This is a genomic window from Desulfospira joergensenii DSM 10085, from assembly GCF_000420085.1.
Lineage (GTDB): Bacteria > Desulfobacterota > Desulfobacteria > Desulfobacterales > Desulfobacteraceae > Desulfospira > Desulfospira joergensenii.
Genome location: NZ_ATUG01000002.1, coordinates 2,040,257 through 2,059,063 on the forward strand (window position 1 = coordinate 2,040,257; position 18,807 = coordinate 2,059,063).

Annotated in this window: 12 protein-coding genes; 11 read left to right on the plus strand and 1 reads right to left on the minus strand. The window is 47.7% G+C overall.

Annotation, left to right across the window (positions count from 1 at the left end):
* Positions 1 to 10: 10 nt before the first annotated feature.
* From F608_RS0122250 to F608_RS0122290, 9 genes are all read left to right on the plus strand, one after another.
* Positions 11 to 643 (plus strand): phage adaptor protein, encoded by a 633-nt coding sequence (locus tag F608_RS0122250; protein ID WP_022667915.1) that lies wholly within the window; start codon positions 11 to 13, stop codon positions 641 to 643.
* On the plus strand, positions 636 to 1,187 hold the full coding sequence (locus tag F608_RS35250) for a hypothetical protein (protein ID WP_022667916.1): 552 nt from the start codon (positions 636 to 638) through the stop codon (positions 1,185 to 1,187). Before F608_RS0122250 ends, F608_RS35250 begins: the two co-directional genes overlap by 8 nt.
* Entirely contained in the window at positions 1,178 to 2,917 is a 1,740-nt protein-coding gene (locus F608_RS0122260; protein WP_022667917.1) for a hypothetical protein, read from the plus strand. The genes F608_RS35250 and F608_RS0122260 overlap by 10 nt, the downstream gene beginning before the upstream one ends.
* Complete coding sequence (locus F608_RS0122265) at positions 2,918 to 3,124, plus strand: hypothetical protein (protein ID WP_022667918.1); 207 nt, start codon at positions 2,918 to 2,920, stop codon at positions 3,122 to 3,124.
* A 9-nt stretch (positions 3,125 to 3,133) separates the two neighbouring features.
* Complete coding sequence (locus F608_RS0122270; RefSeq protein WP_022667919.1) at positions 3,134 to 3,757, plus strand: hypothetical protein; 624 nt, start codon at positions 3,134 to 3,136, stop codon at positions 3,755 to 3,757.
* A gap of 67 nt (positions 3,758 to 3,824) precedes the next feature.
* Positions 3,825 to 4,280, plus strand: coding sequence for a hypothetical protein (locus F608_RS0122275; RefSeq protein ID WP_153307563.1), 456 nt, complete (start codon positions 3,825 to 3,827; stop codon positions 4,278 to 4,280).
* Entirely contained in the window at positions 4,273 to 4,836 is a 564-nt protein-coding gene (locus F608_RS36325) for a hypothetical protein (protein ID WP_161626889.1), read from the plus strand. The genes F608_RS0122275 and F608_RS36325 overlap by 8 nt, the downstream gene beginning before the upstream one ends.
* The gene (locus tag F608_RS0122285) at positions 4,833 to 5,363 is read left to right on the plus strand and encodes a hypothetical protein (protein WP_022667923.1); all 531 of its coding nucleotides are present in this window, start codon (positions 4,833 to 4,835) and stop codon (positions 5,361 to 5,363) included. Before F608_RS36325 ends, F608_RS0122285 begins: the two co-directional genes overlap by 4 nt.
* On the plus strand, positions 5,360 to 6,079 hold the full coding sequence (locus F608_RS0122290; protein WP_022667924.1) for a hypothetical protein: 720 nt from the start codon (positions 5,360 to 5,362) through the stop codon (positions 6,077 to 6,079). The genes F608_RS0122285 and F608_RS0122290 overlap by 4 nt, the downstream gene beginning before the upstream one ends.
* 275 nt (positions 6,080 to 6,354) lie before the next feature.
* Here the strand turns inward: F608_RS0122290 and F608_RS0122300 are convergent, their stop codons facing one another.
* A complete protein-coding gene (locus F608_RS0122300; RefSeq protein ID WP_022667926.1) occupies positions 6,355 to 6,690 on the minus strand; it encodes a hypothetical protein in 336 nt (111 codons plus the stop codon).
* Between the two features lie 59 nt (positions 6,691 to 6,749).
* Here F608_RS0122300 and F608_RS0122305 point away from each other — a divergent pair, with 59 nt between their 5' ends.
* Entirely contained in the window at positions 6,750 to 8,645 is a 1,896-nt protein-coding gene (locus F608_RS0122305) for a hypothetical protein (protein WP_022667927.1), read from the plus strand.
* 23 nt (positions 8,646 to 8,668) lie between these two features.
* On the plus strand, positions 8,669 to 18,658 hold the full coding sequence (locus F608_RS0122310) for a PLxRFG domain-containing protein (protein WP_022667928.1): 9,990 nt from the start codon (positions 8,669 to 8,671) through the stop codon (positions 18,656 to 18,658).
* Positions 18,659 to 18,807 lie beyond the last annotated feature (149 nt).

Here is an 18,807-nt window from a genome sequence, read left to right on the forward strand (position 1 = left end):
AGGAGATGCCATGACAACCGCCTCCGACATCATCACAAATGACCTTGAAAAGCAGCTGAACGATACAGGCCAGATATTCTGGGAAAAAGAGACTTTGTTTAAATATACGACAGAGGCCCAGAATGCCTGCATCTTGCTGGGGGTTGACGCCAATATTGTGACATCCGATTTCAATTTGGCACAATCTTCACGGCAGGTCCTTCCTTCTGGCGGTATCCGGTTTGTTGATATCGAGGGGAATGTTGGGGGCGGCCCTGTCACAAGGGTGAAGAAGCAGACCATGGATGAATGCTGTCCGGGATGGCAATCAGAAACCACGGATAGTGAGATCGAGCATTTCCTTTTTGATGAAGAGCAGCCCATGGTCTTCTGGGTTTACAAAAAGCCGTCTGTCAACACATTGCAGGTTTTATTGTCATTCGCCCAGGCAGCCCCCTTGATTACATCGATGGAAGATCCCCTGGTCCTATCAGATATCTATGTGCCGGCGGTCAAAGAATACATCCTTTGGAGATGTTTTTCCCAGGAAGATGAGAACACTGCAATTGCAGTGGCAAACCAGCATCTTTCCAATTTTTTCACCTTCCTGGGGAAGAAATACCAGGGAATCGAAATTCTAAAGGCGATCATGAAAAATGGATAGATTTCTCAATACAGTACGCCGGGATGTTCCGGGCTGCCCCAATCCATTGATCAAAGAGGAGGTTTTAACGGCAGCTATCGAATTTTGCCGACGTACCTGGGCTTATACCGATGATATCAATCAGCCTGTTTTTAAAGGGGATGAAACCATAACGGTTTCGTTGCCTGAAGGAACATGGATCGTTGGCGTCAATCATTACACCTACAGCAACGGAGATAAGGTGTATGAGGTCGATTCATCAGGAAATATCATCACCCTTGAGGATCCAATCCCATATGATTTTGACATGGTTATTAATGTCGCCTTAAAACCTTTGGAGACAGTTTCCTCCCTTCCGAATTTTCTTTTCAATGACTGGTTTCAAACCATTGCGGCTGGGGCTAAAGCCAAGTTGATGATCATGCCCGGGAGGGCATGGAGTAACCCGAACCTGGCCGTTATCCATTCTGATGTGTTCGAAGATGGGGTAGGGGACGCCATGCGGGAACAATTCTCCAAAACCATGCCCACAGAGAAAAGGACGGCCAGAAGGCAATGGCTTTAATTGATATCTCCATATTCAAGGGAGAGATCCCTAGGGTTTCTGAAAAACTCCTCCCAAACGAAAATGCAGCCAGGGCAATAAACTGTGATTTGGCTTCCGGGGCATTGAAGCCAATCAAAGGCCTGGTTTCGAAAGAGACTTTGCAGGTGGGGGCAGAGACTGTTTACCGCCTTGGTGACCGTTGGCTTCAATGGAGAAACAAAGTAGATATCATAGAATCCCTGGTCTACAACTCAGGTGGAAGGATTATTTTTACAGGCGATCATTACCCCAAAGAGACAAATTCAGTCCTGGCTTTGGGAGGGACAACTCCCTATCCATCAGCAACCAGGAGATTAGGAATCTCTGCACCTACATCAGCCCCAAGTCATGCAATATCTTCGGCCGGGTCCGGAACTGTGATCGAAGTATCTTTCTGTTACACCAGGGTGGGAGAATGGGAGGATGACACCATAGTTGAATCAGCTCCGTCTCCTCCTACCAATAACATCAGCACAGAAAACGATTCCACGATTAAAATTGACGACTTCATAGATGCTTCGGAAGAAGGAAGTTTTACGACCCATTATTATATCTACCGCTTGAACGCCGGTGATTCGGGTGCAGAATTCCAATACGCGGGAAAGCTGGCTAAAACCGATGATCCCCTGGAGTTCTACGACAATTTGGGCGTAACTGATTTGGGTGAAGTCTTACCTACAACAGGATGGACTGTCCCAATAGATGATTTGAAGGGGCTCATAACAGGGTCTAACGGTATCGCCTTCGGTTTCAATGATAATACCCTTCACCCATCTGAACTTTTTATTCCCTACGCATTCCCAGATGAGTATAAGCTGCCCGTCGCTTCGGAAATCGTTGGATTAGGATTTAACGGAACGGCTGTTGTTGTATTGACAAAAACAGTGCCTTTCCTGGTTTACGGATCAGATCCGGCGTCCCTGTCTCTCGAAATAAGGCCGGTACAGCTTCCATGCAAGTCTGATAGGTCCATTGTCAGCTTCCCGGGGGGAGTCATCTATTCTTGTCCGGTTGGGCTGGCTTTGGTTAATTCTGATGGGGTTGCTTCAGTCATTACTCAGCACCTGTTTACCCAAGAGCAATGGTCAGCACTCGGACCGGAAAAGGTCTTCGCCTTTTATTATGACGATACATACATCGCTTTTTTCAAGGGCACTTCAATCGGGATTGAATTCAAGCCTGGAAATAACGAGATCAGGCGATTTGATCTTGGTAGGCCGGTTTATGACGGCAGATATGTTTCAACGGTCAGTACGAATGTCTATAGTCTCCTTGATTCCGGAGGAAACACGCTTCTTACCTCAGATGGTTTTGAGATCCATGTTATCGGAGACGAATATTCTCTGACATTTGACACCCTATATCTGATTCAGGCCAACAATGATTTGGATTTTTCCCAAAGGGATTTGGTGGCGTGGCAGGTCGGGGACCTGATGGACTTCGAGTGGGCAACAAAGGTTTTCACCAGCATCAGGCAAATCGTCTTAACTGCCGGGATTCTGATCGGGGATTTCACGAATGGGCCGGTAACTATTGATTTGTTCATTGATGGTGTTCTCGAAGAATCAAAGGTCATCTCAGACAATGAAATTTTCAGATTTACCAATAGAAAAAGAGGTTCTCGGTTTCAGGTCATTCTGAGAGGTAAGGGAAAGGTAGATAGAATCGTTCTTGGTCGGTCTGCATTCGAAATTATGAAGGGCTTTTAAATGACAGCTAATATTCCAAGGGTTTCAGGTCAGACATTTGTTGATGCGGTCAAAGATGTGCTCGATACGCTGACCGGAAAAAAAAGAAAGGCCAAATACGACAGGGCTTTGACTGTCAGGGATTTGGAGCGTCTTAAAATAAACGGTACTCCAATAGATTTGGACAGATTTCTTAAATCCGATAAGCAAAATCCATATTCCATATAGGAAGCAAAAATGAGTAGTCCATACACAATTCCTTATTCAGGAGCACAGATAGCAGAGGCCCTGGCGTCTGCCATGAGATTGCCTTCTTCTTTATCTGGTCTTTCCGGATCCATCATCGTCGTAAATGGTGACGAAGACGGGTTTGAGATCATAGGGCGTGATATTCCGGATGGATTTTCGATTGTTTTTAATAATGCAGCCGTCCCAACTGGATACTCCGCAGATCCCTGGTCCGATAATGTAAGTCTTATTATCGGGCCTACCTATGGATCTGGAAACGCTGCGGGGGCAAGTCCGACCTCTTGGCAAACAGAACTAAGCGTTGGTGAGCATGCCTTAACTGAGGCAGAGATGTACCCACATGCTCATAGCGAGGGGTCCCTTGTTACGGACACAGACACGCATGGTCATACCGTATCTGCCGGGAACGGAACAGTAGATGTGGGTCCAATAGCAGGAAGGGGGCTAGCATCTGCCATTATCTCAGTCGCAACAAGCAGTGATTCTCATGGCCATGGTGTTAATGGAGCCACGGGTTCTATTGGAAGCGGAGTTGGGCACGATCACCCACTCACACAAGACACTTACGACCCCAAATATCAAATCATGATAACCGGAACAAGGGCAGCATAAAGGAGAAAAAATGGCCTTAAAAAATTTTATTAAACCAGATTATTACACCCGGGTAAGCCGGATTGAAGTGAACAAGGAGTCTGATTCAATCTTTTTCTCCGTAACCGTCTTTGAAACAGAGGCTTGTGAGAGGGTTGTTTTCGGCCCTATCGGGTATCAGATCAACCGAGCGGAGCAAGAGCGGGTGTTCCTTTCTGATGCGTCCAAATTCTTTCCGGTTGCTCCAGAATACCCTGAAGTTTGTGCGCAAAGGGACGCCATGGTCCCGGAATGGACTCCAAGCTCCACCCAGGCGGAAAAAGATGAATACAACGCGGCAAGGACAAAGTGGTTATCCGATATGTCAGCGTATAAGGAGGAATTGCAGACCGCTAATACAAATGCCATGGCAAAAGCCAAGACCGACAACGAGTTTGAAAAGCATTTTTCAGACAAGAAAAAATACGATGACAGCAATCCCACGGCCTGCGCTTACAATTATCTGAAAACCCTGCCGGTATTCGAGGGCGTGATTGATGCCTAAAAGACGACCCTGTATACGAGGCTTGAAAGAGTATAAGGGCGGATGCCCAGCACAAGATTGGGATCCAGCTACTGGGAATGGTTGCCCTGCATGGCCGACATGCGAACTTGAGTCTATCAGGATAGATCGAAAAAACCGGCCATGCGTATATGGGTTAAGGCGCTTTGAAAAAAACGGATGCCCTGAAAAATATTGGGATCCATCTGCGGGTGAAGGATGTCCGTTCTGGCGAGAATATATTGTGCCGGATCCGGATGAGGCAAATCCTAAAAAAACCAAAGTAATTCGGGACTGTTCTTTTGGTTTCCTGGAATTCTGGCTTCGGGAATCAGTGAAGATGTCAGAGAGCAACCGGGCCACCACAGAAACATTCAGAAACGGGATGTGTGAAGTTGGGAGTGACGGCAAGGTTTATCCCAAGGCGAGTCCGATTGATGCAGCTATTTTTTCCGCCCTTCAGCCGTTGGTCCAGATTATTCCGGTTCTACAAAGGGCATTGGAAGACAAAGCCCTTCTTGAGGCTAATGGGCTAAAACGAATTGAGACCAAAGAATGAATTTTGCTCTTGTCCCATATACCGAGATCGACGGGCAGATGAATTTCAAGAATTCCAGAATAAAGGAACTGTTTTCCCGCATGCAGGCCGACCATACGGACGGGGTTGTTTACTGCCACGAATACATTAAATCTCCTGAAGAATTCTTGAGATATGTCAGGAGAAGCGATGTCCGCCTGTATTTCATGTTTGTTGATAAAGAAATGGTGGGCTGGACGATTCTTGATCGGATTGAAGGGCGCGTAGCGTTCGGGAGTTTCTGCTATTTCTCTTCGTTCTGGGGAAAGGAGACCGTGTGGGCAAGCAGGAAAATCGTTGAAACGCTTTTTTCCATAAAAGACCAGAACGAAGTCCCATTACTCGATTTGCTGGTTGGATTTGTGGCCACATGGAACAAACACGCGATAATGCACTTAACGGCATGCGGGTGGTTAAGTCTGGGGATTTTGCCGTCTGCGGTGTGGAACCCAAAGGAAAAAAAGAGCGAACCAGCAATGTGCTTTTATTGCGAGAGGGGGGGCCAATGAAAAGATTTAAGTACGACATGAGCAAAGCAGTGAGGGATACCCCTGCCGAGTTTAAGCTTAATTATTTGGAGGGTAGCTTAATCCAGGCGTTTGGAAGTGGCGGTGGGGGCGGAGATAGCTTTGATGCCGCCTATAATGCAAGGATGGCGACTATAGCTGAAGATTATGCCGATCTTTACGGTGAGGACCATGATTTTTATAAGCAGTACTACCAGCCCATGGAAAAGGCTCAAATTGCGGCAAACATGGAGTTGATTCCATCTGAAACAGCCCTTGCAAAAGCCGGAAATGAGTCCGCACTTTCTTTGCTTCCGACACAGACTGAATTGACGCAGGCCCAGAACGAATCGGCTCTTTCACTCATCCCGGGTCAAACGGAACTCGCCCAAAAAGAATTGGAATACGGTTCAGCGGCCATCGATGCAAAAACTCCTGTCATGAATGCATTTTATAAAGAATCACTGGAAGGAGTTGATGTAGAGGACCGGGCAAACAAGGCGGCGGCCTACGTGTCCCAGGCATTTGATACATCTAATGCCATACTTGGCAGGAGCACGGCCAGGATGGGTGTTAATCCGAATTCTGGAAGGTATGCTTCACTGACCACAAGCAATGCCCTGGACCGGGCCAAAGCCGTTGCATCCGCCAAAACAACGGCCCGCACAAATGCTGAAGATGAAAACTATCAACGGCTTACCAATGCTATGGGGTATTAATCATGCCACTTTATCAGGTTGAAAATCCAATGGGCCGGGCGATGAGCAGTCTTGACGCGTCATCAAATGCCTATAAATCAATGATGCCGAATATTCCCGCGAATCAGAAGCCTGGGCCGACGCCTGGTGGGGCTATTCTGTCTGGGGCTGGGGGGGCTATGATGGGGGCTCAAGTAGGAGCAATGACGGCAGCCGAAGGGGCAAAAGGCCTTGCAGCTGTCGGAGGTCCATGGGCACTTGGGATTGGTACAGGTATTGGTCTTTTGTCGTATTTCTTATCGTGATGGCATGGGAATGGCAATAGTAACACCGCCAACAATGATTTGTTTCTGTCCCCTTATTTCTTCCCATCCAATTAAGCTGTCATTTTGGTTGAAAACAAAATAATAAGGCCGAGTTCCGATGTCATGTGAGTCATACATGGGGTACTTAAGGAGAAAACAGCCATCAATAAAATCAGTGCTTACAGGAGCCTTATCATTAAAGAATTTAGCCAATTCAGATCGAGAAATTCCAGGCTGAAGAGAGTTTAATTTTGAAAGGTCAGGACCCTTTGAGGCACATCCAAAAATGAACAAAGAAATGCAAGCAAACAAGAAACATTTTTTCATAACGCCCTCCTTTTTCAAGGAAAGTAATATCAGGGAAGTCAAAAATCAAGGAGAATATCATGCCGGATAAATGGGGAAGGGTAGGATACAACGATTTCATGGGCATTGCCAATGTGTTTGGGCAGATCAATAACTTGAACAAGCAGAATCAGTATTATAACCGCCAGAACCAGGAGCAAGCCAAGAAGGATCAGACTCACAAGGATGCCGTGACCAATTACGCCATCTTGGGAAAGGATCCGGAATCCCAGAATTTGGTGGGGGGGCCGGAGGCCCAAGTACAGGCCCGGGACTGGATAGATCGCGGCAACAAATACATGGAATCCATTTCGGACGCCAAAGAACGGAAGCAGGCCAAAGAGATTTCAGAACTTTATCTTTCCGGACAGTGGGAGAATCTGTCTCCGGAAAAGAAAAAGAAATATTCGGCTTCAGCTGTGGCCCAGGGGGAGATAGTTGCAGCTAACTATTTTAAGGGCCAGACAGATGCAAGAAAGGCCATTGAGGAGACAAAAGAAGCCTTGGCAAAGGAAGGTTATAATAATCTCCTTGAATATCGGAAATATATCAGCAAGGCTCTGCAATCAGGGGATCAGGCCGGGGCTGCCACCCTTATCTCCGATTTGTCAAAGAAAATGAATCATCCGTATCAATATGAATACGATCCGCAAACAGGACGGTTAAAGGAATACTATCTTCATTCCGGATCCGGCCGGCACGAACCGACAGGCGGAAATCTTTCAATGGAAGATGCGGTCAATATGATTATGAATATCACGCCTGAACAGTTCAAGGTCGCTCAATATACCCACCTGGAATCGATTACCGGTTGGAACGAGGAGGCCCGGAAACCTTCCGGGAGTTCCGATGGTGGCCGTGGCCAGTACTACACCAAGGGGGGAAAAGAGTATTACATTTATCCTCAGAAAGCCATTGAGAACGGAGTCCAGCAACACTATGTGGTTATGGATGACGAAAACAATAAAACGGCCTACAAGTCAATGGCCGAGCTTCAACAGGCCGGTTTCCGGTACCAGGATCTGAAGAGGGAAAAAGATAAGGCTGATATTGAATCTACCCAGGCATTGACCGCCAACAGGAAGGCAGAGAAGGCATACCACGACAAGAGAACCGCAACCCTGGGCCAGGGGAAATTCACTGAATGGAAACTCTATGACCCGAAAACCGGGAAAGAATATACGGCCAAGGATAAAGGGCAGTTTGATTATTATCAGAAACAGGGCCTGGTTCCCATCGATACCAGTCAAAAGACCCTGACAAAGGCAGAAGTCGATCAGTATGAAAGGAGTTCAAAGGCTTTTTTCCAGGATACCCGGGACCTGGGCATGGCCATGGATGAAGTCAGCGGGAACATTCGGGGCACGATTAAAAAGGATAACTGGGAAAATATCCGGAAGATCGCCAAGCACCACGGGGTTTCACTTAAAAACAGGCAGGGAGAGCCGGTCGACCTGAACGGATGGTGGCCTGGAGGAAAAGCGGACACCATGGATGTTGAAGTCATGCCCTTTGGTACCAGCCAGTATAGGGACCAGGCGTCAATCGACCAAAAGGGCGCAAAATATGAGACATCAGCAACCGGAGAGAATGCCTTTTCTGGCCCAGGCGGGTCTGGCAGGGGCCCTGCAATTTCCCAGATGACCCGGGACGAAATAAAAAATGCATATAAGTTCAGTTCCATGGGGGGATCAGACGAACCGGGGAAAACCCCCGTCACCTGGGTACAGGAAAAAATGGGCACAGCCCAACCGAACAACGCAGGATATGAAAAAATAGGTGAAGGCCCCATTGAAATGACACTGAGGCTGACCGGAATTGAAACGGATCTCACCAAACAGAAAGCCATTGCCAAAAATCTGAGAAGCCGGTTCCCGGATGCCACGGAGGAACAAATCGTTGTCATGATTCAACAGGCCGCAAAGCCTGGCCTCTAGAATCCTTTATTCCCGGGAAAGGTATGAATATGCCATTTGATTTAAAATCTGCCCTGAAAGAGATGTCTGAGGAAGAAGTAGCCAGATATCTTACCCATGCCAGTAATTTGGATTACGACCTGTTGAAAGAGCAAAATTTTACGGATGCCCAAATCAATCAGGGGATTCTGGAGATGGCTCCTGAAGATTATGAGACCCTCGCAAGTCAGAGTTTCAACGAAAAAAACTATGGGGATGTCCAGCGGGGCCTTATACGTGGAGGTCATAACGTGGCTTCTTCATACGGAGGCATGGCCGCTCTTGGAGGGGATGTCCTTGAACGGGCCGGCGCCGAAAGCCTCGGAAAATCTGTTCAGGATTACGGTATGGGGGTCTACCAGGAGCATGAAAAGGAGGCCTCCCTTTTTCCCAAAGATAAATTCTCTGACAGCAAGTTTGGATGGGCCTTGGGAACTTTTGCTGAGCAGGTGCCGGTCATGGCTGAGATTACCATCGGTGCGGCTTTGTCTGGTGGAGGCGGGGCCCTCCTGGGGAAAAAGATTCTCCAGGAAGGTGTTGAAGCGGCGGCAAAAAAAGCAGTGGTCAAGAAGATGGCTAGCCGGGGTGCAAAGGCCGGGATGGCGGCAACTGTGTTCCCACTTGAAACCGGATTAAATTATGGGGAACTTCGGAATGAGCACGGCGTCAAGGCACCTTTGTCCTCTGTTTTTTTTGGGTCCCTGGCCACGGCCATGGAGTTTATTCCCGGCGGAAACATTAAAATTGTAGACTCGCTCCTGGACGCCGCAAAAAAAGGAGATGGCGGAGTAATGAAAACCATTGCCCGGGAACTCCTTGCATCCATGCCGTCTGAGGCAGCACAGGAAGCAGGCCAGGAAACTATGTCTGTTCTCAATGTGGTGGCCAATACCGACGAAAAGTTTTTGACCCGGGATAATTTTCTGCGGATTCTGGAATCGGCCGGCGCCGGCGGTATGATGGGTGGTGCAGGCGGCACGGTCAAAGGAGGAATAAATGCCTTCAGGCAGGGGCGGGGCCGCGGTGTCTCTTCCGAAGAGGGGTCACCCGGGCCTGTGAACGAACCTGAGTCCGGGCAGACCGGTACCGCCCCGAGGGCCGAGCCCGGGCCTGTCGATCCGGATGCCGGTACCAACGCCTTCAATGCGCTGTCCCACGAGACAAAAACAGGCCTTGAGCAGATCCGGGATGATTCCATAGGCCGGATGAATGCCTTTGCTCAGCCAGTTGTACAAAGATCGGCTCCGGAACAGGCCATCGAACAAACTCCCGTTCAGCCCCCTGGACAAATGTCTACCCCCCCTGGACAAACTCCCGTCCAGCCATCAATTCCTGATGATGAATTAAACCGAATGGTGAATCAGGAACACATCGAAATGCAAGATGAGGTTGACCGGATCAATGAGGTCATCGATAACAGTGATGACCCTTTTCTTAATCCAGTCAAAAGGGTACCCCAGGAGAATCAGAAAACCTCGGGATATCAGCGAAAAGCACAGAAGACTTTTGAAAAAATATATCTCGGCCAAAATCATGGCGATATTAAAAAGAGTCTGGATGTGATTGAAACCACAAACAGGTATCGGGAAGAGCTTCTTTCAGACAAGGGTGCGCTTGAGGCCAGGGCCAAAGAAACAAGGATGTCCCCTGAAGACCTTAAGAGAAACTTGGAACTGGACCTTGCAGAGAACTTACCATTAGAAAATATCATAAGGGAGCATTTAACAAAGGCCTCTCCAAGGAAAGGCATGGAGGAGGAGTCCGACGCCAAAGACAGGGAACTTTCCCGGGTAAACACAGATCCCTCAGAGGCTCAGAAGGAGGCAGGAAACTATAAGAAAGCCCACATCAATTTCATGGGTTTTGATGTCTCCATTGAAAATCCGGCCGGCAGCACCAGAAAAGGCGTGGACGGATCCGGCAAGGCCTGGGAATCCACCATGCAGAGTCATTACGGATACTTCAAGCGGTCCCTGGGCAAAGACGGGGACCAGGTGGATGTCTTCATCAATCCGGATTCCAGAGAAGACGGAAAGATTTTTGTCGTTGATCAGGTAGACCCTGGGACCGGCAAGTTTGATGAACACAAAGTCATGATGGGTTTCGGCTCCCCGGAAGATGCTAAAGCTGCTTACCTCTCCAATTATGAAGATGGGTGGCAGGGCCTGGGTGAAATTACAGAGGTCGGGCGCGATGATTTCAAGGCCTGGCTGGGAGACCGGAAGCGGACCAAGAAACCATTTGCCTTGGGGAAAAGCACGGTTTCCCCGGAAAAAATCACGGAATCAGGGGAAAATGTTACAGAAAACCTGGAAAATATCACAGACCTTTCTCCCGGGGATCCTGTTCAGTGGTCCACCAAGACCGGAAAAATTTTCACCGGGAAACTGACTACAAAGAGAAGTGATGGGAGATGGGATGTCACCAAGGATCAGGATGACCGGAACTCGATTGTCGATGAATCGATGCTTGAAAAAGTGGTTCAAAAGCAAGTGGTGGCGGCGGATGAGGTAACAACCCGATCGACCACCGATAAAAATACAGATACGGCCGGCCGTATCCCCGAAAATAATGATGAGGACCTCATCGCCAAAGATGATGGTTCCCCCCGGGAGAAGACATCAAAATCCGTTGGATCCGAAATCGGTAAAACAGATGATAGGGCCCCTGGGTCTACCGAGAAAAAGAGCGATGCTCCCGGACGCATCACCGAAAAAGACGATCCTGCAGAACGTTCAACATCTGAGTCTCCTTCAAAAATAGAAGACTTTGGAGAAAAAATAGGCGGTGCCAGAAAAGACATTGCTGTTAAAACCGGATCTTCCAGTAAAAAGAAAGAGCAAAAAGACACCGGCTGGAAGGCCAGATACCAAGTATCAAAAATTGAAAACGAAACCGTTCGGCGCAATGGAGAGTACGTTGACAGCGATAGAAACGGGAAATGGGGTATCTGGGATAAACGAAAAAAAAAGAGTCGTTGGGGTCTCCCTCAGCCGATAGGCGGTAAGGTTTTCGATTCAGAGGAAGAGGCAAAAGCAGCACGTCCACTCCTGGCCTTGGCAGAGAAACATTCAATCTATTCTGTTGGGGAAAACAGGTATTCCATATTCCGTAAAATCAATGATCGAAAACGTGTCAGAGTAGTGAAAGAGGACTTTGAAAGCCGGGATGCAGCCAAGGAATACATGGTCAAAAATGCGGATGAAATTCTTTCCTCCAAGCTTTCCTTCGGAGAGGAGGTTTTACCAAAGCCAGAGCAAGTTTACAGATACGGCAAAGAGAGAAGACAGGGTGATATTGCACCAGACGCATTTTCCAATGTTTTTGGTTTTCGTGGAGTTGAGTTCGGCAACTGGGTATCCAAAACAGAGGAGCGCCAGGAGGTCATGAATCATGCCTATGATGCCCTTCTTGATATGGCAGAAATCCTGAATATCCCACCAAAGGCTGTCTCATTAAATGGGGAACTCGCTCTCGCTTTCGGGGCCCGGGGGAAGGGCTTGTCCGGAGCCGCCGCTCATTATGAACCGGCGTATGCCGTCATTAATCTAACCAAAATGGCCGGGGCCGGGCATCTTGCCCATGAATGGTTTCATGCATTTGATCACTATCTTGGACGGCTTGATGGAAAAGCCGAGACTGAAAAAATTACGAATAGCCGTGGGGATTCTGTTTATAAAAGACAAACAGAGCAAATGACTTTTGCTACTCATGGTTTCCAGTTTTCAAAAAGCGGGGCCAGGGAAGAGCTCAGGGAAGCCTATAAAAAGTTCGTTAAAACAATGCTGGTTAAAGGAGAGAAATATGTTGATGATACTCAGCAAGTTGAACGATTTCTTTCCAGAGCAAAAGACGCTTTAAAATCCAGACTTGATAATATCAGGGACGGGCTATCAAAGCAACTCGATAAACGGTATTGGAAACGGAAAAACGCTCCTGCCACTCCAGAGCAATTATTAAGGTTTGATGAGCTTTCAGACATGCTCATAAATGGGGAGCAACTGGAGCTTGAAACAAAAGTAGTGGATTCGAAACGGAGAAGTCACTTCCCGGCCACACGCCACACAAACGCCATCCTGGATGAGATGAGCAATATCTATAAGGCCGTTCGTGGCCGTACCGGTTTTTCTGAAAACGGAGATAATACAATCGGTAAATTGGCTGGTCCCATTGGTGCATACCGGCAAAGAATCAAACTCCTTAAAGAAGCTGAAAGCGGCAAGGAAAAAATAAGGACAATCCCCACCAAATTTGTCATGCAGGCCAAGGAAGCGGATCAGGCAAGATCAAAGTCATACTGGTCAACCGAGCATGAATTGGCGGCCCGGGCTTTTGCTGCATACTTGGAAGACAGACTGTCGGATAAAAAAGCACAGAACGATTTTCTTGCCTACCATGCCCATGGCGCTGTTATCGTCCCTGTCTACCCGGAAGGGCTTTTCATGCCATATCCGGAAGGCGTCGAACGGCAGGAGATTAATAAGGCTTTCGATAATCTGTTCGATGAGATCAAAACCAAGGAAACCGATAAGGGGGTTGCTCTTTATTCTGTCTCAGATGATTTTTCGCTAAATGGAGATGATTTCAGGGAGCAACTCCAATCTTTTTTAAAAAGCCCAGATGGCTGGAAGAAACCCTTAAAAATTAAAGGGACTCCGAAGGTCCTACAGATCTTGGGCGCTGAGAATCATCCTATTCTGATAAACCCATCCACGTTGAAAAAAGTTTTATTTGAAAAACATGGCCTTCCAATTGACCTGATAAAACAAATTCCAGAAAAAATATCAGACCCTATAATGGTTTTTGACTCCGCTACTGTCCCTGGATCTCTGGTGGCTATGACAGAATTAAATCATGATGGAAAGACCCTTGTTGCTGCTATCCATTTGAATATCAAGAAAGGGAAGCATTTAATAAACAGGATTTCAAGTGTCTATGGCCGTGAAAAAGATTCTCACTTCACGAATTGGATCAAAAGGGGACTGCTGAGATATCAAAATACTCAAAAAACAAAAGACTGGTTTCACTCCAGGGGGCTACAATTGCCCAAAGGGGAAAACAGCCTTTTGAACAGTAATAAAATACTGACTGAAAAGGATCTTGTCAAGAATATTCAATATTCAATAAACCAAACCCCCGGGCAGGGTGTAAGCTTTCAAGACATCCAGTCAAGATTCAAAGGTCAGGACGTTTTTCTTTCCCCGGACGGATCCATTTCTATTCGTTTAAAAAATGGAACCGGCGTTCAAATCACACAGGTCCAGGAAATAGGAGGTAAGGATGTCCGGTTGGCCATGAAAGCCGGCAGGGTGGCCAAAGACGGTATAATCCTGGGAAAATACAAGAATAAAACGATAACCCTGAACAAGGACCTGGCCAGCAACTTCACCCGGGATCACGAACTCTATCATTTCCTGGTAGATATGGGCATGATCACAGAAGGGGAGCGTCTCAGGCTGTTGGCTAAATTTCAGGCTCTGAAAAAAAAGAACCAGATCCGGTTCAAACCTTCCGACCTCCGGGAAGAGAACGAAGCCAATATGTTCGCCCAGATTCTGGAAGACAGAGAAGCATATCGGAAAACTCCCCTGGGAAGGCTTATTCAAAAAATAATGGATTTTGTGAATGGGCTTTTGTATATTGGTCGAAAATCGATCCGCAAGTTAGCCAGGTCCGTTGAATCTGGAAAAATCTTTGATAGAGACACCGTAACTACACCGGTATATGAAGTCTCTGCCGGTAAAGGATCATTCAAGGAAAATGGAAAGCCGTCCAGAATATCTGATGCCAAATTCCCCGATGTGGAATTACGGCAAACAGGGGAAATTCAAGTCCCCAACAAAGGAAAGATTGGAGGCGCTGGCGAAATTGCCGCCATCTTTTCCTCCCTATCAGACGCCGCACAAGAAGAAGCCTGGGGAGTTGCCCTCGACAAATCCAACCAAATCATAGAAGTTCATAAATTTTCCAAGGGCCTTGCCGATGAGGCCCCTGGCCATGTCAATCAAATGACCGGCCACCTCTTGAAAAACGAAGATGTCCATACGGTTTACCTTGTACACAATCATCCAGGAGGGACGGTCTTTCCCTCTCCGGCTGACAAGGCAACGATCAAAAGTGTTGATGCTTCATTGCGGCTGAATAAGATCACGACAAAGGGCGTGGTTATTTCGGATGGAGAGTATATTGAATTCGATAAGAGAGATGTCGATATTCCGGAAAAAATTCCTGCCAAGGATATGGATTCCACGGCGCCGGTCAGTGAGCGAAGAATAGCGAAAAGAAGCCCTCAACCAGATTTTATCATAAATGAGGATGATCCATTTACCCAGCTCATGCGTTTTGATGGGGAAAGGGATGGTATCCTGTTGGCAGACGGTGGCGGCCAGGAGATAGCTTTTATTCCCTATGAAAAGGGGAAGACGATTCGAGAGTCGACCATCGACATTTTGGCAGCTGCCGCCAGGCATAACGCAACTTACGCCGTGATCCATGCCAAGACCCTGGACAATACCAATCGCTGGAAATTATACGGCCGGCTTGCGGAGGGCCTGAGGTCTCAGGGGATAACCGTCCTGGATGTCATAACGGAGCACCCGGCCACCGGGCCCATGAGTTTGGTTGAAGCCAAAAAAATGTATGGGCCCAGAATCGAAGGCATGGAGGCCCTTGACTCCGATGAGGTTCTCTACCAGACCTCTGAAGATTTGGTCTATGGGCTGGCGCAAGACACATATTTTCAACAGGCAGTTGATCTTGTGACCGGGACCCTAAAATACCGGAAAGATAAAGGGGAGGGGCATAGAGACGATATTTCGACCCTGGCATCCATATTCAAAACCACAATGTATAATGCTGATAAGATCGGAGGTGCCGCAAAACGGGCGTTTGACATCTTCCGGAAACAGCCGGATTGGAAGTTTGAAAAACAGCGGGAACTCCTCTTTGACGGTGATGAGTCCCTGCAGGCCAGAATTGAAAATTACAGGAAAAAAGACAAAGCCGGGTATCAAAAACTGAATGATTACATTGTAAATCAGGATGTCATGGGCAGGGGGCATATCGTCAGGGAAGAGGGCGATGTGTTTGTTCTTTACCACTGGAAAAAAGAGGGTGGGGCGAAGAAAAGACTGGGTATCTTCGAATCAGAGGATGAGGCCTGGGAATACAGCCGGGAAATCGAGGCCCAAGAGTCCGGATTGAATGAAATGGGGCAGGACGCCCTTAAGGCGACCCGGATGATCACCAGGAAAATGTATCTGCATTATGCCCAGGATATGAAGGCAGCAATAGAATCTTATAAAGCTGCAAACCTCCCCCTGCCCGAAATCACAACGGTCAGGAACGGGAAAGAGGTTCAAATTGACCTTGAAACCCTGTCAAAGGAACTTGGGGACCGACAGGGGTATTATTTCCCCAGGCTGAGACAATCCGGACAATGGAAGGTTTCGGGCAAGAAAAAAGGTCGGAAGGCGCATCAATATTTTGATTCCCGTGTGTTGGCAGATAAATATAGGGCCGGCCTTGACAGAAAAGGGTTTAAAACAGAGCTTACGCAGGTCGGGAAACTCAGTGAGGATGTTTATCAGGCCCTGGAACCGCTTCTTTCCCTGCAGCAAACTATCAATAAAACCCTGAGGGAAATGTCCAATAAGGACAAGGAAAGGGTGCTTGAGGATAGAAATCTTTCAACTGAGTGGCGGGGTGAAACCTTTGTAGTCAAGGGTCGGGGGATAGGTGTTGATGTGGAAGAGGTATTGACCCCCCTGGGTGGAAAATATAAGGACCATTTCGTGAAAACAGCCCGGGGAGAAAAATATTCTCCGGAGATCCATTTTGAAAACGTGGATCCGGCGGATGTGGAAGCCCTTGAAGAAAGGATACTTAAATCCGTTCTTTACTCCGGCCACCTTTTCAAGGATATGGATGTTGAGTTTGCCACTGCGTTTGCAAAGCAGTTTGACGCCGTACTCAAGGGCAGAGGTTCCCGGGCCCGGATGATCGCCAGGACAGATGCCGTGGGAGAAGATGTTTCCAGAGGGTATGAAGAGGATCTTATATCGGCTTTGGTTCAGGCCGCTAACTCAGCGGCCGGCGGGTACGCGAAGGGCCAGGTGGCACAGCAGGCCACGGCGGCCATTATGGGCCGCGACATCTCATGGCAGGATTTTCAGGAACAACATGGCGGCGGCATTATCCAGGACCTGGAAAAGGAATTGGCGGACCTTGAAATATACAGCCCGAAAGAGCTTGAACAAAAAAAGATTTATCGGGAAGACCTCAGAAAGCTCAGGGGCAGCTTGTTCAATAGAAAATTTATCTCCCTGGAGGAAGTCGAGGACATCCAAAAACAGGCCGCCACCCTGCAGAAAAAGATAGACTCCATCACCAAATACAGAGATCCAGCCCTGGCCCAAAAGATTCAGGCCAGATTGAACGAGGCCAGGACTGGCCTCTACGAGCAGTACCAGCATATGACCCGTGAAAGGAGCCTGCAGGAAGACAAGCAGGGGAAGATTTACCGGGACATCACGGCAACTCTAAAAGATATTTTGAGAAATGAAGAGGCCGCTGACCGGCTGATCGGCATGGTCAAAGCAGCTGCCGTTTTTAAATACCTGGGATTCAGGGTCAGTTCCGCCCTGATCAATGTGACAAACATGATTACAGGCGTGCCGGCTGTAATGAACGGTGAAACAAAGGACGGGATCAGCATTACATCTGCCTTAAAGCATGTGGCTATCGGGATCAAAGAATACAGTCTTTCGCGGCGTGGCAAATCAAAATACCAGGATCTTTTCGACGAAATTGCCAAAAAGGGGTGGGATGAACCAAAGTTCAACCGGGAGGCCTTCAGCGCACTTCAGGGCCGCCTGGGCAGGGGCTGGAATTTAGCAATGGAAACCTCAATGTTCATGTTCGGTGTAACTGAAAAAATGAACAGGGCCGCCACCATTGCCGGGACTTATCTTGCCATGAAAAAAGCCAACAATGGGAAAAAGGTCTGGAACCACGATGCAATGATGGAGAAGGCAAAGGATATTTCCGATAAAGCCCACGGCGTTTATGAAAAATCCAACCGCCCGTTTCACATGCGGGGACAGAACATCGGGGCCCGTACCTTGCAAATGGCCTATGTTTTTCAGACGTTTCAACATAACTACATTCAGGAAATAGTCCGCCTTGGGGTCGATAAAAAACAGGCAAAAGCGGCCCTCTATATGCTGCTTTCTCCGGTTGTTTTCGGGGCAGGGGCAACTTTACCCATGGGGCTTGCGAAGCTGATCTCAAAACTTCTTGACTGGGACGATCCAGACGAGGGCTTGGCCCAATTTATGGAAAAGAACCTTGGCCCAGGAGCGGGGAATCTTTCCAGATACGGAATCACGGGCATTGGAGGTCATGGTGTCAGTCTAAAAGGATCCCTTGCATTTAGGTTTGGTGCCCCCGGATCTTTCGTTGATATTTTTGGGGCTCCGGGATCCGTGGTAAGCGATATCTGGGAAGGTGGAAAAAATGTTGTCAAAGGACACTATCAGGAGGGGTTTGAAAAGCTGGCGCCGGCAGCTCTGGGGAATGTGTCCAGAGGAATCCGAGAGTCAGCGTCTGGAGTTACAACTCGGTCCGGCAGTCCAGTGTTTTTTGGTGATGAACCATTGAAAGGAGATACTATTGACACGATCCTTCGCGTGCTTTCTTTCAATCCAACCCATGTCGCAAAAAAACGGGATATCCAGTGGAATGAATACCAGGTTCAGACCCGATTCAAAAATCGAAAGACGGAAATTTACAAAAGACTGAGACTGTTTTACAGCCAGCCTCCCGGGAAAAGAAGCCGACACGAGAGAATAAAGATTGAATCGGATATCCGGGATTTTAACAATGAAGTGAGGGAAAAAGAGATTTCCAGATATGTCCCGTTGATAACCGGACAATCAATCAGAAATGCGGTTTCCAAAAAGCCGTCTAAAAAGGAACGATTAAGGGCGAGCTAAACTGTCATTGAATAACATTGGATTTTAACTAAAAATAACACTGAATCTCGTTATTTGGATTGTTCCAAATGCGGCTTTTTGGACTGATCATCTGAAGAGCAAAAAATAAAGGGCAATTACGGTGCCGTAATCATCGTGATTGCCCTTTA

Coding starts and splice junctions, on each gene's coding strand:
- F608_RS0122300 (WP_022667926.1), bottom strand. CDS start 6,690: ATGAAAAAATGTTTCTTGTTTGCTTGCATTTCTTTGTTCATTTTTGGA.
- F608_RS0122305 (WP_022667927.1), top strand. CDS start 6,750: ATGCCGGATAAATGGGGAAGGGTAGGATACAACGATTTCATGGGCATT.
- F608_RS0122270 (WP_022667919.1), top strand. CDS start 3,134: ATGAGTAGTCCATACACAATTCCTTATTCAGGAGCACAGATAGCAGAG.
- F608_RS36325 (WP_161626889.1), top strand. CDS start 4,273: ATGCCTAAAAGACGACCCTGTATACGAGGCTTGAAAGAGTATAAGGGC.
- F608_RS0122290 (WP_022667924.1), top strand. CDS start 5,360: ATGAAAAGATTTAAGTACGACATGAGCAAAGCAGTGAGGGATACCCCT.
- F608_RS35250 (WP_022667916.1), top strand. CDS start 636: ATGGATAGATTTCTCAATACAGTACGCCGGGATGTTCCGGGCTGCCCC.
- F608_RS0122250 (WP_022667915.1), top strand. CDS start 11: ATGACAACCGCCTCCGACATCATCACAAATGACCTTGAAAAGCAGCTG.
- F608_RS0122265 (WP_022667918.1), top strand. CDS start 2,918: ATGACAGCTAATATTCCAAGGGTTTCAGGTCAGACATTTGTTGATGCG.
- F608_RS0122260 (WP_022667917.1), top strand. CDS start 1,178: ATGGCTTTAATTGATATCTCCATATTCAAGGGAGAGATCCCTAGGGTT.
- F608_RS0122310 (WP_022667928.1), top strand. CDS start 8,669: ATGAATATGCCATTTGATTTAAAATCTGCCCTGAAAGAGATGTCTGAG.
- F608_RS0122285 (WP_022667923.1), top strand. CDS start 4,833: ATGAATTTTGCTCTTGTCCCATATACCGAGATCGACGGGCAGATGAAT.